The organism is Bosea vestrisii (genome assembly GCF_030144325.1).
Lineage (GTDB): Bacteria > Pseudomonadota > Alphaproteobacteria > Rhizobiales > Beijerinckiaceae > Allobosea > Allobosea vestrisii_A.
Window position 1 is genome coordinate 154,625 of the sequence record NZ_CP126308.1, and the last position, 16,261, is coordinate 170,885.

General features: G+C 64.3%; 14 protein-coding genes and 1 pseudogene. 13 read left to right on the forward strand and 2 right to left on the reverse strand.

Annotation, left to right across the window (positions count from 1 at the left end):
- Positions 1 to 8: 8 nt before the first annotated feature.
- Positions 9 to 1,541: an ABC transporter substrate-binding protein gene (locus QO058_RS29905; RefSeq protein ID WP_284173434.1), complete on the reverse strand. Its 1,533-nt coding sequence runs from the start codon at positions 1,539 to 1,541 to the stop codon at positions 9 to 11.
- A gap of 180 nt (positions 1,542 to 1,721) precedes the next feature.
- On the opposite strand from QO058_RS29905, the gene QO058_RS29910 reads away from it, so the two are divergent.
- From QO058_RS29910 to QO058_RS29955, 10 genes and pseudogenes are all read left to right on the forward strand, one after another.
- Positions 1,722 to 2,678 carry a LysR family transcriptional regulator gene (locus tag QO058_RS29910; RefSeq protein ID WP_284173435.1) on the forward strand — a complete coding sequence of 319 codons (957 nt, stop codon included), beginning with the start codon at positions 1,722 to 1,724 and terminating at the stop codon, positions 2,676 to 2,678.
- A 306-nt stretch (positions 2,679 to 2,984) separates the two neighbouring features.
- Positions 2,985 to 3,653, forward strand: coding sequence for a DUF6088 family protein (locus QO058_RS29915; RefSeq protein WP_284173436.1), 669 nt, complete (start codon positions 2,985 to 2,987; stop codon positions 3,651 to 3,653).
- Positions 3,650 to 4,165 (forward strand): annotated as a pseudogene (locus tag QO058_RS29920) (nucleotidyl transferase AbiEii/AbiGii toxin family protein); the annotation flags it as partial. The gene QO058_RS29915 and the pseudogene QO058_RS29920, both read left to right, overlap by 4 nt.
- 437 nt (positions 4,166 to 4,602) lie before the next feature.
- Positions 4,603 to 5,919 carry an extracellular solute-binding protein gene (locus QO058_RS29925; protein WP_284173437.1) on the forward strand — a complete coding sequence of 439 codons (1,317 nt, stop codon included), beginning with the start codon at positions 4,603 to 4,605 and terminating at the stop codon, positions 5,917 to 5,919.
- A 49-nt stretch (positions 5,920 to 5,968) separates the two neighbouring features.
- Positions 5,969 to 6,880 (forward strand): carbohydrate ABC transporter permease, encoded by a 912-nt coding sequence (locus QO058_RS29930; protein ID WP_284173438.1) that lies wholly within the window; start codon positions 5,969 to 5,971, stop codon positions 6,878 to 6,880.
- Entirely contained in the window at positions 6,877 to 7,701 is an 825-nt protein-coding gene (locus QO058_RS29935; RefSeq protein ID WP_284173439.1) for a carbohydrate ABC transporter permease, read from the forward strand. The genes QO058_RS29930 and QO058_RS29935 overlap by 4 nt, the downstream gene beginning before the upstream one ends.
- A gap of 35 nt (positions 7,702 to 7,736) precedes the next feature.
- A complete protein-coding gene (locus tag QO058_RS29940; protein WP_284173440.1) occupies positions 7,737 to 8,756 on the forward strand; it encodes an aldo/keto reductase in 1,020 nt (339 codons plus the stop codon).
- Positions 8,753 to 9,649 (forward strand): carbohydrate ABC transporter permease, encoded by an 897-nt coding sequence (locus QO058_RS29945; protein WP_284173441.1) that lies wholly within the window; start codon positions 8,753 to 8,755, stop codon positions 9,647 to 9,649. Before QO058_RS29940 ends, QO058_RS29945 begins: the two co-directional genes overlap by 4 nt.
- 97 nt (positions 9,650 to 9,746) lie before the next feature.
- Positions 9,747 to 10,478 (forward strand): carbohydrate ABC transporter permease, encoded by a 732-nt coding sequence (locus QO058_RS29950; protein ID WP_284173442.1) that lies wholly within the window; start codon positions 9,747 to 9,749, stop codon positions 10,476 to 10,478.
- A gap of 54 nt (positions 10,479 to 10,532) precedes the next feature.
- Positions 10,533 to 11,819, forward strand: coding sequence for an extracellular solute-binding protein (locus QO058_RS29955; protein ID WP_284173443.1), 1,287 nt, complete (start codon positions 10,533 to 10,535; stop codon positions 11,817 to 11,819).
- 42 nt (positions 11,820 to 11,861) lie between these two features.
- Here the strand turns inward: QO058_RS29955 and QO058_RS29960 are convergent, their stop codons facing one another.
- On the reverse strand, positions 11,862 to 12,467 hold the full coding sequence (locus QO058_RS29960; RefSeq protein ID WP_284173444.1) for a hypothetical protein: 606 nt from the start codon (positions 12,465 to 12,467) through the stop codon (positions 11,862 to 11,864).
- A gap of 267 nt (positions 12,468 to 12,734) precedes the next feature.
- On the opposite strand from QO058_RS29960, the gene QO058_RS29965 reads away from it, so the two are divergent.
- The 3 genes from QO058_RS29965 to QO058_RS29975 are packed head-to-tail and all read left to right on the forward strand — an operon-like array spanning position 12,735 to position 16,257.
- Entirely contained in the window at positions 12,735 to 13,382 is a 648-nt protein-coding gene (locus QO058_RS29965) for a cupin domain-containing protein (RefSeq protein ID WP_284173445.1), read from the forward strand.
- Between the two features lie 3 nt (positions 13,383 to 13,385).
- Positions 13,386 to 14,456 (forward strand): Gfo/Idh/MocA family protein, encoded by a 1,071-nt coding sequence (locus tag QO058_RS29970; RefSeq protein WP_284173446.1) that lies wholly within the window; start codon positions 13,386 to 13,388, stop codon positions 14,454 to 14,456.
- A gap of 19 nt (positions 14,457 to 14,475) precedes the next feature.
- Positions 14,476 to 16,257, forward strand: a complete 1,782-nt coding sequence (locus tag QO058_RS29975; RefSeq protein ID WP_432212104.1) for a phosphoenolpyruvate hydrolase family protein — start codon at positions 14,476 to 14,478, stop codon at positions 16,255 to 16,257.
- Positions 16,258 to 16,261: the final 4 nt, after the last annotated feature.

Genomic DNA, 16,261 nt, shown 5'->3' on the forward strand with positions numbered 1-16,261 from the left:
GCTTCCGGTCATGCCAGCCAAATCTGATCGGCGAAACGGAAGGCTGAGAAGTTGCCGAGCTGGTTGGGGACGAGGCCCTGGACTCGCCTCGAAACGCCATCGATGTAGCTCATGAAGACGGGCATCGAGAGCGCGCCGCTGCCATGCAGGATCGTCTGCATCTCATGGTACATTGCCGTGCGCTTCTGCAGGTCGAGCGTCGCCCGGGCCAGGCCAATCAGCTCGTCTAGGCGCGCGCTCGAGTAGTGTGAGTAGTTCCACTGCGAGCCGGTCTTCCAAGTGACGTCCAGCAGTAGATTAGGCGAAGGGCGGGCGAAGAAATTCGTTGCGAAATATGGGCGCTTGCCGGCAACCGCGGTCCAGTAGCTCTCCGACGGCTCGCGACGAAGCTTGAGATCCAGCCCGGCGCGGGCAGCCTCGCGTTGAAGGAGCTGGGCGATGTCGACGCTGTAGACGACGCCATCACTGACAGAGAGCTCTACCGGCGTGGTGCCGATAGCAGACTTCTTGAGGTGGAACTTCGCCTTGTCGAGATCGAACTCGCGCTGCGGCAGATCCTTGTTGTAGTACGGGCTCATCTTGCCGATGGGATGATCGTTGGCGACGGTGCCGTGGCCTTGGAGCACGAGGTCGACGATCTTCTGGCGATTGAACAGGTAGGTTATCGCCAGGCCGAGATCCTGATTGGAGCCTGGCGCGCGAGCCACGTCGAATTGGAATCCGGCATAGCGGGTGCTCTCCGTTGTGAAGAGCTTCGTCGAAGGGTTCGCCTCGATCTGCCCGATGCCAGGCCCACGAACGTCGGCCGCCATATCGATGTCGCCGGACAGAAGCGCGCTGACGCGGGCATTCAAGTCGGTGATCGAGATCATCTCGATCTCGTCGAGATATGGCTTGCCCTCCTGCCAGAAGCGCTCGTTGCGCTTGAGAATGGTACGGATGCCGGGTTGAAAGGCAGCCATGACGAAGGGGCCCGTGCCGAGCGGCTTGGAGAAATCCGTCGTGCCTTCCTTGACGATCGCGAACTGCAGCAAACCGAAGAGGATCGGGATTTCGACGTCGGCGCCGAGCAGGGTCACGACGAGCTGGTCGTTTCCCTCCTTGCGCACAGACTGGATGTTGCTGACTAACGGCTTGGCCGAGGATGCTGTGTTTTCGCCCGCGTGGCGCATGATCGAATAGACCACGTCTTCAATCTTGAGCGGCTGTCCGTCGCTGAACACGACATCGGGGCGGATCTTGAAGCGCCATTCCGTGGCCGCGGCATTGGCTTCCCACGAAAGCGCGAGTTCCGGCTTCGGCATGCCGGCCGGATCCAGGCGCGTCAGCGTGTTGAAGACCGCAGAACCACGGATATAGTCATTGGCGTTGCTGAAACGGGCGCTGTCGAACGTATCATTGGTGCTCTGCTGCGCCATTGCGACGCGAACTCTTCCGCCTTTGCGCGGTGTTTGAGCGAAGGCGAGATTGGGCATCAAGCTGCTGCCGAGCGTTCCGCCGAGCAGTGCGTTGAATGTGCGTCTATTCAGGACGTCAGCCACCACGAAAGCCTCCCTTATGAATTATGAAAGGAAGGGGCGCCTTCTGCCCTGATGTGTCAAACTGCGCACTAATTTCTGCTTAAGATGCTGATTTTAGTGATATAAAATGAGGCTTTTGATATTCGATCAGAATTTGACCGTATCTTCATCATAAGCAAGGGTTATGGTATGAGATCAAAGTTGCCGCCGGCGCATGTGCTCTATGCTTTCGAGGCGGCCGCTCGCCATGGAAATTTCTCGCGCGCCGCGAAAGAGCTGAACGTATCTCAACCGGCGATCAGCAAGGCCATCGGCAATTTCGAGGCAGCGATCAGCAAGCAGCTTTTCGCGCGCTCCGGTCCGAAGGTCCGGCTGACCGCGAGCGGCGTGGCCTTGAGCTCCATCCTGACGGAGGCTTTTGATTCCCTTGAAACGCTGATCTCGTCATGGGAGAGGCGCAAAGACCATCGCGAGGCGGTCCTGCTCTCAATTTCATCGTCGATGGCGGCCCACTGGCTGATCCCTCGGCTGCCCGACTTCAACCGGGCGTTTCCCGATGTCGATCTGCGCTTCGAACTCATTCAGGGCGGGGTTGGAACCTCGGCCGTCACCGCCGATCTCGGGCTGCGGCGTTTTCCGGCCGCGCAGGCTCTGTTGAACGAGACCTTCTACATGGAGGAATACATCCAGCCGATCGCCTCATTCGATTATCTCAGCCGGGTCGGAACGTTCGACCGTCCCCGCACGGGAAAGTCGCATACCCTGATCGCGCTCAGCGATCATTGGTGCGACTGGGAGACTTTCGCGCGGCTGGCCCGGATCGACATGCCCAGGAATTATCAGCTGATGGTCTTTTCCGACTATGCGGTCGCGCTCCAGGCGGCGCTCAACGGGCAGGGCATCGCGCTTGGCTGGCTGTCCGTCGCATCGCGTCTTCTGGCGTCGCGTTCGCTCCAGGCGGCTTCCTCAGCCTATATCAATACGGGCGCGACCTACAATTTCCTGAGCCCGAACGAGAACAGCCTGAGCCCGGTCGTGGCGTCCGTGCGCAAATGGATGATCGTGCAGAGCGAGCCCGATCTGGATAAGATCAGGAAAGACGCCAGGCTGCATTCCATGCCGCATAAGATCGCGCTGCCGGGCGCGCGGGGAGCGTAGCGCGCGGGAACGCCCCTTCCGAGGAACGCCAGCTCAATCACGCGGCTAGCCCCGCAACGGGGAAAGCTGTGTCTCACGAAAGGCGATAATCGCGCAGCCGAGGCAAGTCGCCGCGGCTGGATACGACGTAATTGTTCACGTCAGCTGACACTGACATCAAGGGGATGCCTGCTCGGCTCAACGCGGCTCTCGCAAACCTCGACGCTCACGTCGATTGAGCGCCGGTGGGGCTCACGGCTTGTCCGAAGAATGCAGCATTGTTAGGACGCCCTCGACAGCGTCCGAACTTTGCATCATATTTCGGACATGCTCGATCAACCGGCCACAGACCTTCGGCGGCGCCTTATGGCCCGTATTGACGCGACGCCGGCAGAGGTGTGGACGCCCGGCGATTTCGCGGACCTCGCCAGCCGCGCTGCCATCGACAAGACATTGCAACGCCTCGTCGCGGCAGGCGAACTCCGTCGCATCGATCGTGGGCTCTACGACAAGCCGCGAAAAAGCAACCTCACTGGCAAAACGGCGGTCCCCGACTATCGCGCTGTGATCAGAGCCGTGACGCGGCGGGACCAAGCCCGTGTCGTGGTCGACGGCATGACTGCCGCAAACGACCTCGGCCTCACCACGGCGGCCCCGGCGCGCATTGAAGTGCTGATTGATGCCCGCTTGAAACCGATCACGCTCGGGAAGCAGGTCATCCATTTCAAATCGGCCGCACCCAGCCGTCTCTACTGGGCGGGACGCCCAGGCATGCGCGTCGTCCAAGCACTCTACTGGATGCAGGATATGATGAGCACCGAAGAGGATCGACGGAGCGTCGAGAACCAACTTCGCAGGCTGCTCACCGCTCCAAAGCATGGAAAGGAGATACGCGAGGATCTTCGCGCGGGGCTCTCTGCCATGCCGATCTGGATGCAGGATTTTCTCCGGCCCCTTCTTGAACCTATGAATGGCGAGCTGGAGAAGCACTCGTGAGCGCTGTTGCCTATGCCGAAGTCATCTCAGCCGCACCCGCCGAGAAGCTCGACCTCTTTTTGACCACAGCAAACCGGCTCGGCACCCCGATCGGGAATGTCAAAAAGGATTTTTGGGTCTGCTGGACTCTCGACGCCCTCTATCGTGAACGACCAGCGGGAGGGCCACGCCTATTGTTCAAGGGCGGAACATCGCTATCGAAAGCCTATGGACTCATTGAGCGATTTTCGGAAGACATCGACGTCACGGTGTTTCGTGACGATCTCGACGAGCCCGCTTCCGTGGAAGAGCTCGAGGCACTGTCGAACAACAAGCGCCGTGCTCGCCTAGACGCGATTCGCGACGCCTGTCGCAGCTATATCACCGGCGCGCTGCACGAATTCCTGGCCGAACACCTTGCTGCAGCGACGGACGGAAAAGGCCGAGTCGAGATCGATGAGGCAGACCCCGAGCGACAGACGCTTCTGGTCTGGTATCCAGAGGTTGAGCCGCGCGACGAATCCTACGTGCGGCATTTCCCAGCGCCGTCGCCACGCCCAATCCTGAAGATGCGGGAGCGCTGACGGTCGTCCGCATACTCGACATGCAACAGGCGCGGGAGAGTTGCCTGAGGCGATGTTGAATGCCGATAGCGTGCTTGAAGTCCGGTGTCCTCACTAAGACTACGTCGTTGGCCGGGCGGATCGCATGCTCCCCTCCTGTGTGTCCATTTCAGCACTGGCCCTGAGGGCGCCTCGCTTCGGAATTGCTTCCACATGCGGCAGACCGGGATCGGGCGATCAACGGAACCCGAATGCTGATTGAAAGCAATCTTTTGCGCTTTAGCGGCAGGCCGGAGCACTGTCCAAAGTTACCCACAATTACACAGTGTGCCCCAACAAGCCGATTGAGACCGCATATTTGATCTGCTGTCCTGCTCCCAACAAGAAACCACATGGGAGGATCGACAATGATGGGGCTTTCGCGCCGCCAGTTCACGCTGGGCGCTCTCGCCGCCGGCGCCTCGTACACCGCTCTCGTGCAACACTGCGCCGCTCAGGCCGCTGCCGCCGCAGCGACCCGCAACCTGCCCAGGACCCATGCCGGCAAGACGGTGAAGGTGGTTTGGGGCAACACGCCGGCCTATGTCGCATCTGCCGAAGTGGCGAAGGAATTCACCGCCGCCAGCGGCATCCAGGTCGAATTTTCGGCCCTGCCGACAGCCGAGCGCTATCAGAAGATGGTGCTGGACACGACGACCAACACCAATTCCTTCGATATCTACTTGGTCGCCTATCAGTGGAAGGAGCAGGTCGCGCCGTTCGTCGTCGACCATGCCCACCTCGACAAGGACGTCGCCGGCATTCCCGCGATGAACTGGGAGGACTACGCCCCGCGCGCCCTGGCGGCCTATTCCAAGGTGGGCGACAAGCTCGCCACCATCCCGATCAACGGCGACACCTCCTTCACGGTCTGGAACAAGGACGCCTTCACGAAGGCCGGGCTCGATCCGGAGCAAGGGCCGGCGACCTGGAAGCAGCTCGTCGAGAACGGCGTCAAGCTCAAGCAGGGCGACCAGTACGGCTACAACATGCCGGCCGGCAAGACGATCCAAACCTGCTGCGTCTGGATCACGCTGTTCCATAGCTTCGGCGGGCAGTATTTCGACGCTACCGGCAAGCCGTTGCTCGACAGCAAGGCGAGCGTCGAGGCCTTCCGCTTCATGAAGGAGCAGCTCGGCCCGGTCAGCCCTCCCGGCAACCTGACCTGGGATTTCCCCGAGATGATCGCGAGCGTCTCATCGGCTCAGGCGGCGCAGGGCTACATGTGGGCCGGCGGCGTCGGCTCGCTCTACGATCCGACCAAGTCGAAGATCGCCAAATCGATCGGCTACGCGCCGACGCCCGAGACAGTGCTGCTCGGCGGCTGGGGCGTCTCGGTCGGCGCTAAGTCGCGCAATCTCGATGCGGCGAAGCTCTTCGTCGGCTGGTTCACCTCGCCCGAGATCGTCAAGCAGACCGCTTTGGTCGGCCTTTCGCCGACGCGCCGCTCGGCCCTGCTCGATGCCGAGACCAATGCCCGCTACCCGTTCTTCCCGACGGTGCTCAAGGCGATGGAGGGCAATGTCGCGACCTATGCGCCGATCAAGGACGCCGAGCAGGTCAACATCCAGATCTACGACGAGGCCAATGCCGTCTGCTCGGGCACCAAGACGCCGGAGCAGGGCGCAGCGGCCTTGCAGGAGCGCGTCACCACGCTTCTGAAGCGCCGCGGCTATATCCAGTAAGCGGCCAGCCGTGACGAGTTCGCAAATTCTGGCGGCCGGACACCAGACCATGCCGGCCGGACTCCGCAAGGGGCAGATCCATCGCCGGGCAAAGGTGCCGCTCGAGCCCTACTGGTTCATGGCGCCGGCGGTGATCATGCTCGCGACCGTCTATCTCGGGCCGATGATCTACGCGGTCATGACCAGCACCACCCATTGGGTGCTGACCGAGCCCGGCAGCGAGACGATCCGCGCTGGGCTGGAGAACTACAAGGACGTGCTCGGGGCCGCGTCCTTCTGGCAGGCCGTGAAGATCACGCTGCTGTATACGCTGACCTCGGTCACGCTCAGCCTGACGCTCGGCACGCTGCTGGCGCTGCTGCTCGACAACGAGCTGCATTTCGCCTCGTTCTTCCGCTCGATCATGCTGATCCCGATGGTGATCACGCCGGCGGTGATCGCGATCTTCTGGAAGCTGCTCTACGAGCAGGAACAGGGCGTGCTCAACTCGCTGCTGGTCGCGATGGGCTTCGCAAAGGTCGCCTGGCTCGGGCTCGACCATGCCTTCTTCGCCATGGTGATCATGGATTCCTGGCAGAATACGCCGTTCTTCATGCTGGTGATCCTGGCCGGGCTGCAATCGGTCGACAGCAACCTGATGGATGCGGCGCGGGTCGACGGCGCGAACGTCTTCCAGCGCTTCCGCTATGTCGTCCTGCCCCATCTCGTGCCCTACATGCTGATCGCGGCGGCCTTTCGCGGCATCGCCACGATGAACGACTTCGACAAGATCTGGCTGCTGACGCAGGGCGGGCCGGGCGAGGCGACCACGACCATCACCGTCTACACCTACAAGATCGCCTTCTCCTCCTTTGACATGGGCCGGACCACGGCGATCGCCATGATCTTCGTCGTCATCGTGCTGGTCGCCAGTGCGCCATTGCTGCGGCACCTGTTCAGGACCGCGCGGAGGCCGGCATGACGTTCACGCTCTCCCATTCCGCCAAGCGGTTGCTGCTCAGCCTGCTCTGCCTTTGCCTCGGCATCGTCTATCTCTTCCCCTATGCCTGGATGGTGCTGACCGGGTTCCGCTCCGCGGTCGACACGCTCTCGCTGCGCTTCATCTTCGAGCCGACGCTGGAAGGCTTCCGCAGCGTGCTCGGCGACAGCATCTTCCGCGCCTATATGCTCAACAGCATCATCGTCTCGACGCTGACGACGGTCGTGGTGCTGACAGTCGCGGCACCTGCCGCTTTCGCGCTGGCGCATCTGCCGATCCGCGGCACCGGCTTCCTGCTCTTCGTACTGGTCGTGCGCATGGTGCCAGGCATCGCCATCCTGATCCCGATCTACCTCGTCGCCTCCCGCCTGGGCGTACTCGACACCCATGGCGTGCTGATCGTGCTCTACGCCACCTTCAACCTGCCCTTCGCGATCTGGCTGCTGCGCGGCTTCTTCTGCGACGTGCCGGGCGAGATCCGCGAAGCCGCCATCATCGACGGCTGCTCGGAACTGCAGGTCTTCCTCAAGATCATGCTGCCCTTGACCTCGAGCGGCATCGTCGCAACCGGCGTCTTCGTCTTCATCGCCGCCTGGAACGAGTTCCTGTTCGCTCTCGCCCTGACCAACAGCTTCGCCTCGACCGCGCCGCTCGCCATGGTCGCCTTCCGCAGCGAATACGGCGTGCAATGGCCCTCGATCGGCGCCGCCGCCTTCATCATATCGACGCCGGTCGTGCTGTTCGCGGTGGTGATGCAGCGCTTCCTGGTGCGCGGGCTGACCATGGGCTCGGTCAAGGGCTGAGCCTCGCGCCACCTGATCCACGTTAGGAGACTGACTTGAATTATCGACGCCTCGGTTCCAGCGGCATGCATGTCTCGCGCCTGTGTCTCGGCGCCATGATGTTCGGCGACCAGACCGCGGAGGACGAGGCGCAGCGCATCGTCGCCCGCGCGCGCGAGGCCGGTGTCAACTTCATCGACACGGCCGACAGCTACACGAAAGGGCGTTCCGAGGAACTGGTCGGGCGCGCTATTGCCGGCGATCGCGATCACTGGATCCTCGCCACCAAGATCGGCGCGACGGTCGACCCGTCGCAGCCGAACCGCGGCGGTCTCGGCCGGCGCTGGCTGATGCAGGGTGTCGAGGAGAGCCTGAAGCGGCTCGGTACCGACCGGATCGACCTCTATTACCTGCACATGGACGATCGCTCCGTCGCCAGCGAGGAGACTGTCGAGACGCTCGGCGACCTGATCCGCCAGGGCAAGATCCGGCATTGGGGCATCAGCAATTTCGCGAGCTGGCGCCTCGCCGAATTGATCCGGCTCTGCGGCCTGATCGGCACGCCGAAGCCGGTCGCGGGACAGCCGCCCTATAACGCGATGACGCGGATGGCCGAGGTCGAGTACATTCCGGCCTGCGCCAATTACGGGATCGGCGTCGTGCCCTACAGCCCGCTGGCGCGCGGCGTCCTGACCGGCAAGTATCGGCCGGGGACCGCTCCGGGCGCCGACACCCGCGCCGGCCGCAACGACCCCCGCCTGCTGCAGACCGAGTTCCGGCCGGAATCGCTCGCCATCGCCGAACGCATCCGCGGCCATGTCGAGGCGCGCGGCGGCAGCATGATCGGCTTCGCGCTGAACTGGGTCCTGGCTAATCCGGCAGTGCCGGCGGTGATCGCCGGGCCGAAAAGCGACGCGCAATGGGTGCAATACCTCGCGGCGCTAGACCAGGCGTTCGATGCCGAGGACGAGGCTTTCCTCGATAGCCTCGTGCCCCCCGGCCATGCCTCGACGCCGGGCTACACCGACCCGCTCTATCCCGTCACGGGGCGCGCTACGGGCTCCGCCAGGACATGACGGCTTCCGCCTCGGCGCGTCGCCAGCGCCGCAATGCGCTGCTTTTCCTGGCCCCGGCAGCCGGCGTGCTGGCCCTGATCTATCTCGGCCCGATGCTGTTCGCGTTTCACGCGAGCTTCACGGCCTGGATCTTCACCAGCCCCGGCAGTCAGGACATCTATGTCGGGCTGGAGAATTACAGCGATGTCCTGATAAGCCCGGAGCTGTGGTCCGCGGTGCGGGTCACGCTGATCTACGCCTTCGTCTCGATCTGCTGCGGGCTGACGCTCGGCACCATCTTCGCGCTGCTGCTCGACACGCAGTTCTATGCCCGCTCGTTCTTCCGCTCGATCATGATCATTCCGATGGTAATCACGCCCTCGGTGATCGGCATCTTCTGGAAGCTGCTCTACGAGGAGGATTCCGGCGTCTTCAACACGGCCCTGCGCGGGCTCGGCCTGCCCGGCTTCTCCTGGCTCGACCTCGCCATGGCGCTGCCCTCGATCATCCTGATGGATGTCTGGCAGACCACGCCCTTCTTCATGCTGGTCATCCTGGCGGGGTTGCAGGCGCTCGACCGCAACACCATCGATGCGGCCAAGGTCGACGGCGCGACGTCACTTCAGCTCTTCCGCTACATCACCCTGCCTCATCTCGTGCCTTACATGCTGATCGCGACCTCGTTTCGCGCCATCGCCGCCATGGGTGACTTCGACAAGATCTGGCTGCTCACCGGTGGTGGCCCGGGCGACCGGACGACAACGATCACGATATTCGCCTACAAGACCGGCTTCTCGGCCTTCGACATCGGCCGTACCACCGCCATCGCCTGCATCTTCGTCGTGATTGTGCTCGTAGCGAGCTCGCCGCTGCTGCTCCGGCTCTTCCGCAGTGCGCTGGAGGATCGCGGATGAATGGTGTCGACCTCAGCCAGACGAGCAAGGGCCGCATGGCCGCGCTGACGGCGCTCTGGGCCGTGATCGCGCTCGTCTACCTTTTCCCTACACCTGGATGGTGCTGACCGCCTTCCGCCAGCCGGTCGATACGCTGGCGATGCGCTTCGTCTTCGCGCCGACGCTGGACGGCTTCCGCACCATCTTCGTCGACAGCAATTTCCAGCTCTACCTGCAGAATAGCCTGCTCACCGCGATCCCGACCACGCTCGCCGTGCTGCTGCTGGCCGCCCCCGCAGCCTATTCGCTGGCGCACCTGAACAAGCGCAGCAGGCTCTTCCTCGGTTCGGTGCTTGTTGCGCGCATGGTGCCGGGTATCGCCATCCTGATCCCGCTCTACCTCGCCGCCTCCAGGGCGGGCCTGCTCGACCGGCGCCTGACCCTGATCGTGGTCTACTGCGCCTTCAACCTGCCCTTCGCCGTCTGGCTGCTGCGCGGTTTCTTCCGCGAGATCCCGAACGAGCTGCGCGAGGCCGCCATCGTCGATGGCTGCTCCGAGTTCCAGGTCTTCTGGAAGATCATGGTACCGCTCGTCGGCGGTGGTCTCGTCGCGACCAGCGTCTTCGTCTTCATCGGCGCCTGGAACGAGTTCCTGTTCGCGCTGGCGCTGACCCAGTCCAACGCCGCGACCGCGCCGCTCGCCGTGATCGGCTTCCGCAACGAGTACGGCGTGCAATGGGGCGCGATCGGCGCCGCCGCCGTGATGATCTCGACGCCGGTCGTGGCCTTCGCCGTCGTCATGCAGAAATACCTTGTCCGGGGTCTCACCATGGGCGCGGTCAAGGGATGAGAGGGGAGCGCCACAAGGCGCTCCGGCAAAACGCAAGCGAGGGAGGAGATATCCATGAACGGCATCGACCGACGCCAATTCGTCGCCGGAGGCCTGGCCGCCGGAACGCTCGCAGCCTCGGCCTCGGCTTTCGCCGCCGACGCCCTGCCCAAAACCTATGCGGGCACCACGTTGAACGTGCTCTCCCGCACCAGTCCACCCTTCGACCCCACCATCAAGATCGGCGAGGAGTTCACCGAGGCGACCGGCATCAAGCTCCAGGTCACCCGCAGCGCGCCCAGCGACCACTATGCCAAGCTGATGCTCGACTGGTCGAGCGGCACCAATTCCTATGATGTCAGCCTGTTCGTCTATCAGTGGAAGAACGATCTGGCGCCCTACCTCGCCGATCTCTCGTCGACGGCAGCGAGCGTCCCAGGTGCTCCGGCGCTCGATCTCGACGACTACGCCCCCAAGGTGCTCGACATCTACGGCCGGCACGATGGCAAGCTGGTCGGCCTGCCGATCCTCGGCGACGTCGCCTTCCTGCTCTACAACACCGCCGACTATGCCAAGCGCGGCATCGCGGCCAAGGCACCTGCGAGCTGGGAGGAGGTCTTCGAGCGCGGCAAGGCGCTGACCGGCGACGGCAGCTATGGCTACGCCCTGCCGGCTGGCAAGACGCCGCAATGCTACGTGATGTGGTCGCTGCTCTACCACGCCTTTGGCGGCACCTATGTCGATGCCGCGGGCGTTCCCGATCTCGGCGGTCCGGCCAGCATCAAGGCGCTGAAATTCATGGCCGAGCAGCTCCAGCCGATCAGCCCGCCCGGCAACCTGACCTGGGACTATAACGAGGTGCTTAACAGCTTCTCGACCGGCAAGTCGGCCCACGCCATCATGTGGGCCGGTGGGCTCGCCGCCTTGTCCGATCCGGCCAAGTCGCAGGTCGCGGGCAAGTTCGCCGCGGTCTCGCCGCCCTCCGGCGCGCTGCTCGGCGGCACCTCGATCGGTGTCAACGGCAAGGCCAAGAGCCCGGATGCGGCAAGGCTCTACGTTGCCTGGCTGACCTCGAAGGCGATCGCCAAGCGCAATGCCGAGGCGGGCCTGTCGCCGGCCCGGCTCTCCCTGCTCGGCGATGCCGATCTGGTTGCGAAGAACCCGCACTACCCGGCGGTCCGCGCGGCCTTCAGCGGCGAGACCTTCGGCTACATCCCGGTCAAGGAGGCCGAGCAGATCCTGCTGATGGTGGCGGACGAAGCCAATGCCGCCTGCGCCAAGACCAAGACGCCGGAAAAGGCGGCAGCCGACCTGCAGGCCAAGGCGACCCAGTTCATGCGCCGGCGCGGCTACATCAAATAGGCGACCGGACGCACATGAGCGCAGCTGGACTGGTGGCTGCGCTCAGCCGTCTTCGATCACCAGCGGATGCCCGGGGCCGCGATGGCGCAGCACGAAGTCGAACTGCGCCATCCTCCCGGGCGCAGGCTCAGCCTCCGCGCGCGCGCACAGGGCCGTGCCGAAGCCGAGGCTGCGCGCCTGCGCCAGGAAGGCGATCTCGCTCTCCAGGGTGAAGGAGAGCCGGCCGAATGTCTGCGCGGTAGCGCCGTCGAAGAAGCTGACACTCGGCAGGTTGATCAGCCGGGTGACGCCCCTGTCGCGCAGGGGGCCGAAGATCTGCGGGCCGGAGCGCAATCGGTCCAGCGCAAAGACGCCGACATAGCAGCGCTCGCGCAATTGCGCCGGGGCATTGAGCACCCAGTCGCCATCGATGAAGGCGTTGCAATCATGGATCGGCAGTGCCGCAAGCCACAGGCCGGTTGCGGGGTCGAGCCCCGCCAGCCAGGGACAGACCAGCACGAGCTCATCAGCTGCGACGCCCTCCCAGTCCTGCTCCGTGCCGGTGACGATGCGGAACGGCCGGGGCGGCTCGCCGTGCCGGACAGGCAGCTCCGCCGCGCCCGGCACGCGCGTAAGCGATTGCGGTTTTGCATAGGTTGAATCGGTCACGGCGCTCCTCCTGGCGAGGGTTGCAGATCCGTCTGCCCCACGCCATTCTCGGATGTCCTTGCTGGCACCCGGCTTTCCCAATTCTACCCACCATTCCCGGTTTTGTCCTATCGGCCTGATGGCGGCTCGGTCATTCTAACCGTGGAGATTCACTTCGGCCGCTCAAGGCTGCGGGCAGGGTCTTCGCCGGGAGGTTGCCAGGACGGGCTCGCGCGGGCGCGACGGCCACTGCCTTTCACCTCCGGCTGCCATCCATGTCGTTCCGAGGTGCCGATCTTGTCGCTTTTCCGCAGTCTTGAAGCGCCGCCGGCCTGGTGCACGCTTCGCTCCTTCGAAATCATCGACCTTCCCGAGAACCAGGCGGCGTCCCGCAAGCAGGCAACCGCCAAGGAGCGCCTGCTCTGCACCGGCGGCACGGCTCAGATCATGGGGCCGGATGGCTCCGTCATCCTGAAGGAAGGCCAGTTTCTCGACATTCACGACAAGCCCGGCTTCGCCGCCTGGAGCGCGACCGGCCATGGCGCGAAGACGCAGGTCGTGCGGCTGTGCGGGAGTTGGGGCGAGGATATCTCCGGTTGCGGCATTTTTCGCGTCGCCGACGAGCCGAACGCGACCAATAATGGCGACCCGGTCTCCTATCCCAAGTCAACGCGGGTCGATTCCCACTACCATGATTGCGATGAGTACTGGCTCGTCCTCGAAGGCCGCGGCACCGTCGTCGTCGGAGACCGCTTCTTCGACAGCGGCCCGGGCGATTGCGTCGCTCTCGGCATGGGCCACCATCACGACATGGCGAGTGTCTCGGAGCCGGTGAAGGCCGTCTATTTCGAGACATCGCTCGAGGGCCGCAAGCGCGTCGGCCATCTCTGGAACCACACCCACGGCCCTGCCCTGCCTCAGCCCGAGAGAATCTGAACCATGACGAAGAAGGTCATCCACGTCGGCGTCGGCACCTTCGGGCGGCGCTGGTGCACTGAGTTCCTCGCCTCGAACATCGCCGACGGCACGATCGAGGTCGTGGCGCTGGTCGATATCGACCCGAAGGCGCTCGAATTCGGCCGCAAGGCGCTGAAGCTGCCGGAAGCCGCCTGCTATACCGATCCCAAGGCCGCCTTCGCCGCCCACAAGGTCGATTTCTGCACGATCGTCGTGCCGCCCGGCTACCATGAGGCGGTGATCGACGTCGCGCTGGCGCACAATGTCGACATCCTTTGCGAGAAGCCGATCGCCGACACGATGGCGGCCAGTGCCCGCATCGCCCGCAAGATCCGCGCCGCCGGACGCAAGATGGCGGTGACAATGAGCCACCGCTTCGACCAGGACAAGACGACGCTGCGCCAGGTCATCCAGTCCGGCCAGATCGGCCGCGTCAACAATGTCAGCTGCCGCTACTTCGCCGACATGCGCGAGCACCTCGCCTGGGGCGCTTTGTTCCGACACACCATGCAGGACCCGCTGATGATCGAGGGTGCGGTCCATCATCTCGACCTCGTCACCGATTTCGCCGGGGCGCAATGCCAGTCGCTGACCGCCTCGACCTGGAAGCCCGACTGGGCGAAATACGCCGGCGACACCGACGGCATCGTGATGATGGTGTTCCAGAATGGCGTGCGCGGCATCTACGAGGGCTCGTCCTCGGCCGCCGTCGGCCTGAACGACTGGATGAAGGAATATATCCGCGTCGATTGCGAATTTGGCACGGCGATCCTGAACAACCGCGAGATCGAAATCTTCTCGCGTAGCCAGCTCGTGCGCCAGCGCTGTCGCGAGGGCCAGGGCCAGAAGATCCAGCTCATCACCCAGCCGAAATGGCTGAACAACTGGCTGATCGAGAAATTCTGCACCTGGCTTGACGGCGGCGCCGAGATGGAGACCCATGTCGAGGCGAACCTCCACGCGGCAGCCCTGATCTTCGCGGGGATCGAGAGCGCCCGCAGCGGCAAGACAATCGATGTCCAGGACTATATCCGCTCCTTTGACGGGTCGTAACGCCAGGCTCCCGGCTCCGATGGGGCCGGACCTTTCAGGCTCCCAGCGGGAGCAGCCGCGCTTCATGGTGGGCGCCGCGATCGGCACCGGCATGGCGGCCCAGTCGGCGACGCGCGGCGGCGCCGATTTCCTGATCGCACTCAGCGCCGGCAGGATGCGCTGCATCGGCGAGCCCTCGGTCGCCGCCATGCTGCCCTTGCGCGACAGCAACGAGTTCGTGCTCAGCTTTGCGCGCTCCGAGATCCTGCCGCGCGCCACCGTGCCGGTTTATTTCGGCGCGGCGAGCTTCGATCCGCGGCTCGATCTCGTCGAGTTGGTCGAGCGCATCGCCAGAGCCGGTTTCGCCGGCATCGCCAATTTCCCGACCTCGATCCTGATCGACGGCCAGTATCGCGCCTTCCTCGAACGCAGCGGCGTTGGCTTCGGCCGCGAGCTCGAATTGCTCAAGGTCGCGCGCGAACGCGGGCTCTCGACGCTGGCCTATACCCATACCGCCGACGAGGCGACAGAGGCCGCAAGGCAGGGTGCCGACATCGTCAATATCGATCTCGGCTGGAATGTCGGCGGCGTGCTTGGCGCGGTCTCGCATCTGCGCGTCGAGGATGCCGGGTTGATGGCCAATGCCATCGCCCAGCAGGTTCGCGCCGTCTCGCGCAAGACACGCTGCCTGGTCGAGGGCGGACCGATCGTCAGCCCGAAGCAGCTTGAGGAGTTCTGCCAGATCGCCCGGGTCGACGGCTATATCGGCGGCTCGACCATTGATCGCGTGCCCTCGGAAAGCGCCATCGAGGTCGTCACCGCCGCTTTCAAGGCGATCGGCATGGCGCGCCAGCAGCCCGACGGGCTCGACAGCCGCTTCAACCCGCGCCGCTTCCCGCGCCCCCTCTGGGGTCATTCGCAGGCGGCCGAGACGGCGCGCGCCCTGTTCAACCGGTTGACCACGACCGATTATCCCGTGGTCATCGCCGGCGAGGCGGGCACCGGCCGGCGCGAGATCGCTCGCGCCCTGCATCGCTTCGGGCCGCGCCAGGCGCGCGACATGGTCAGCCTGCCCTGCGCCAACCAGGGCGCCGAGCGCCTCAAGCTCGACCTCTTCGGCTGCATGGCCGGGATGCACCCGAGCGCCGTCAAGCACCGGCTCGGCTGGCTCGAGATCGTCCATTCCTCCTCGCTGCTGCTCGACGATGTCGACGAGATGCCGCTCGAGGTGCAGCGCGCCCTGCTGGATGCGGTCGAGGCCGGCTCGTTCTGGCGCTATGGCAGCGAGACGCCGTCGCCGCTCAATGTCCGCTTCCTCGCCATTGCCGGCGAGGACCTGCGCCATCTGCCGGCCGACGGGATCGATGCCCGCTTCGCCGAATGGCTGGGCTGCTTCACCATCGTCTTGCCGCCGCTGCGCGAGCGCAGCGAGGACCTGCCCTCGCTAGTCGATGAATCGTTGCGCATGATCGGCCTGCGCCGGCAGAGCGAGCCGAAAAGCCTCGACCCTGCCGCCTTCCGCGCTCTCGCCGCCTATCACTGGCCGGGCAACCTGCGCGAACTGGATTCGGTGCTGGAGCAGGCCGTGCTGGCCTGCAGCGGCAGCGTCATCCTGGAGCAGCATTTGCCGCCGCTCGGGGCCGAAGCGGCCTCCTCGGCGCGGAACTTCAGCTCGGAGAAGGAGTGGATCCTGCACGGACTGAAGCGCAATCGCTTCCGCCGCAGCCAGACGGCCGATTATCTCGGCGTCTCCCGCAAGACCCTCTACAACAAGATGCGTGCCTATGGGCTGCAATCGGCTGCACCGCCCGAGGGCGAATAGCTCG

What these genes read in the sequence shown, in the direction of transcription:
- QO058_RS29930 (WP_284173438.1), top strand. Translation starts at nt 5,969, where the DNA reads ATGCCGGCCGGACTCCGCAAGGGGCAGATCCATCGCCGGGCAAAGGTG.
- QO058_RS29945 (WP_284173441.1), top strand. Translation starts at nt 8,753, where the DNA reads ATGACGGCTTCCGCCTCGGCGCGTCGCCAGCGCCGCAATGCGCTGCTT.
- QO058_RS29935 (WP_284173439.1), top strand. Translation starts at nt 6,877, where the DNA reads ATGACGTTCACGCTCTCCCATTCCGCCAAGCGGTTGCTGCTCAGCCTG.
- QO058_RS29925 (WP_284173437.1), top strand. Translation starts at nt 4,603, where the DNA reads ATGATGGGGCTTTCGCGCCGCCAGTTCACGCTGGGCGCTCTCGCCGCC.
- QO058_RS29975 (WP_432212104.1), top strand. Translation starts at nt 14,476, where the DNA reads ATGGGGCCGGACCTTTCAGGCTCCCAGCGGGAGCAGCCGCGCTTCATG.
- QO058_RS29955 (WP_284173443.1), top strand. Translation starts at nt 10,533, where the DNA reads ATGAACGGCATCGACCGACGCCAATTCGTCGCCGGAGGCCTGGCCGCC.
- QO058_RS29950 (WP_284173442.1), top strand. Translation starts at nt 9,747, where the DNA reads ATGGTGCTGACCGCCTTCCGCCAGCCGGTCGATACGCTGGCGATGCGC.
- QO058_RS29970 (WP_284173446.1), top strand. Translation starts at nt 13,386, where the DNA reads ATGACGAAGAAGGTCATCCACGTCGGCGTCGGCACCTTCGGGCGGCGC.
- QO058_RS29915 (WP_284173436.1), top strand. Translation starts at nt 2,985, where the DNA reads ATGCTCGATCAACCGGCCACAGACCTTCGGCGGCGCCTTATGGCCCGT.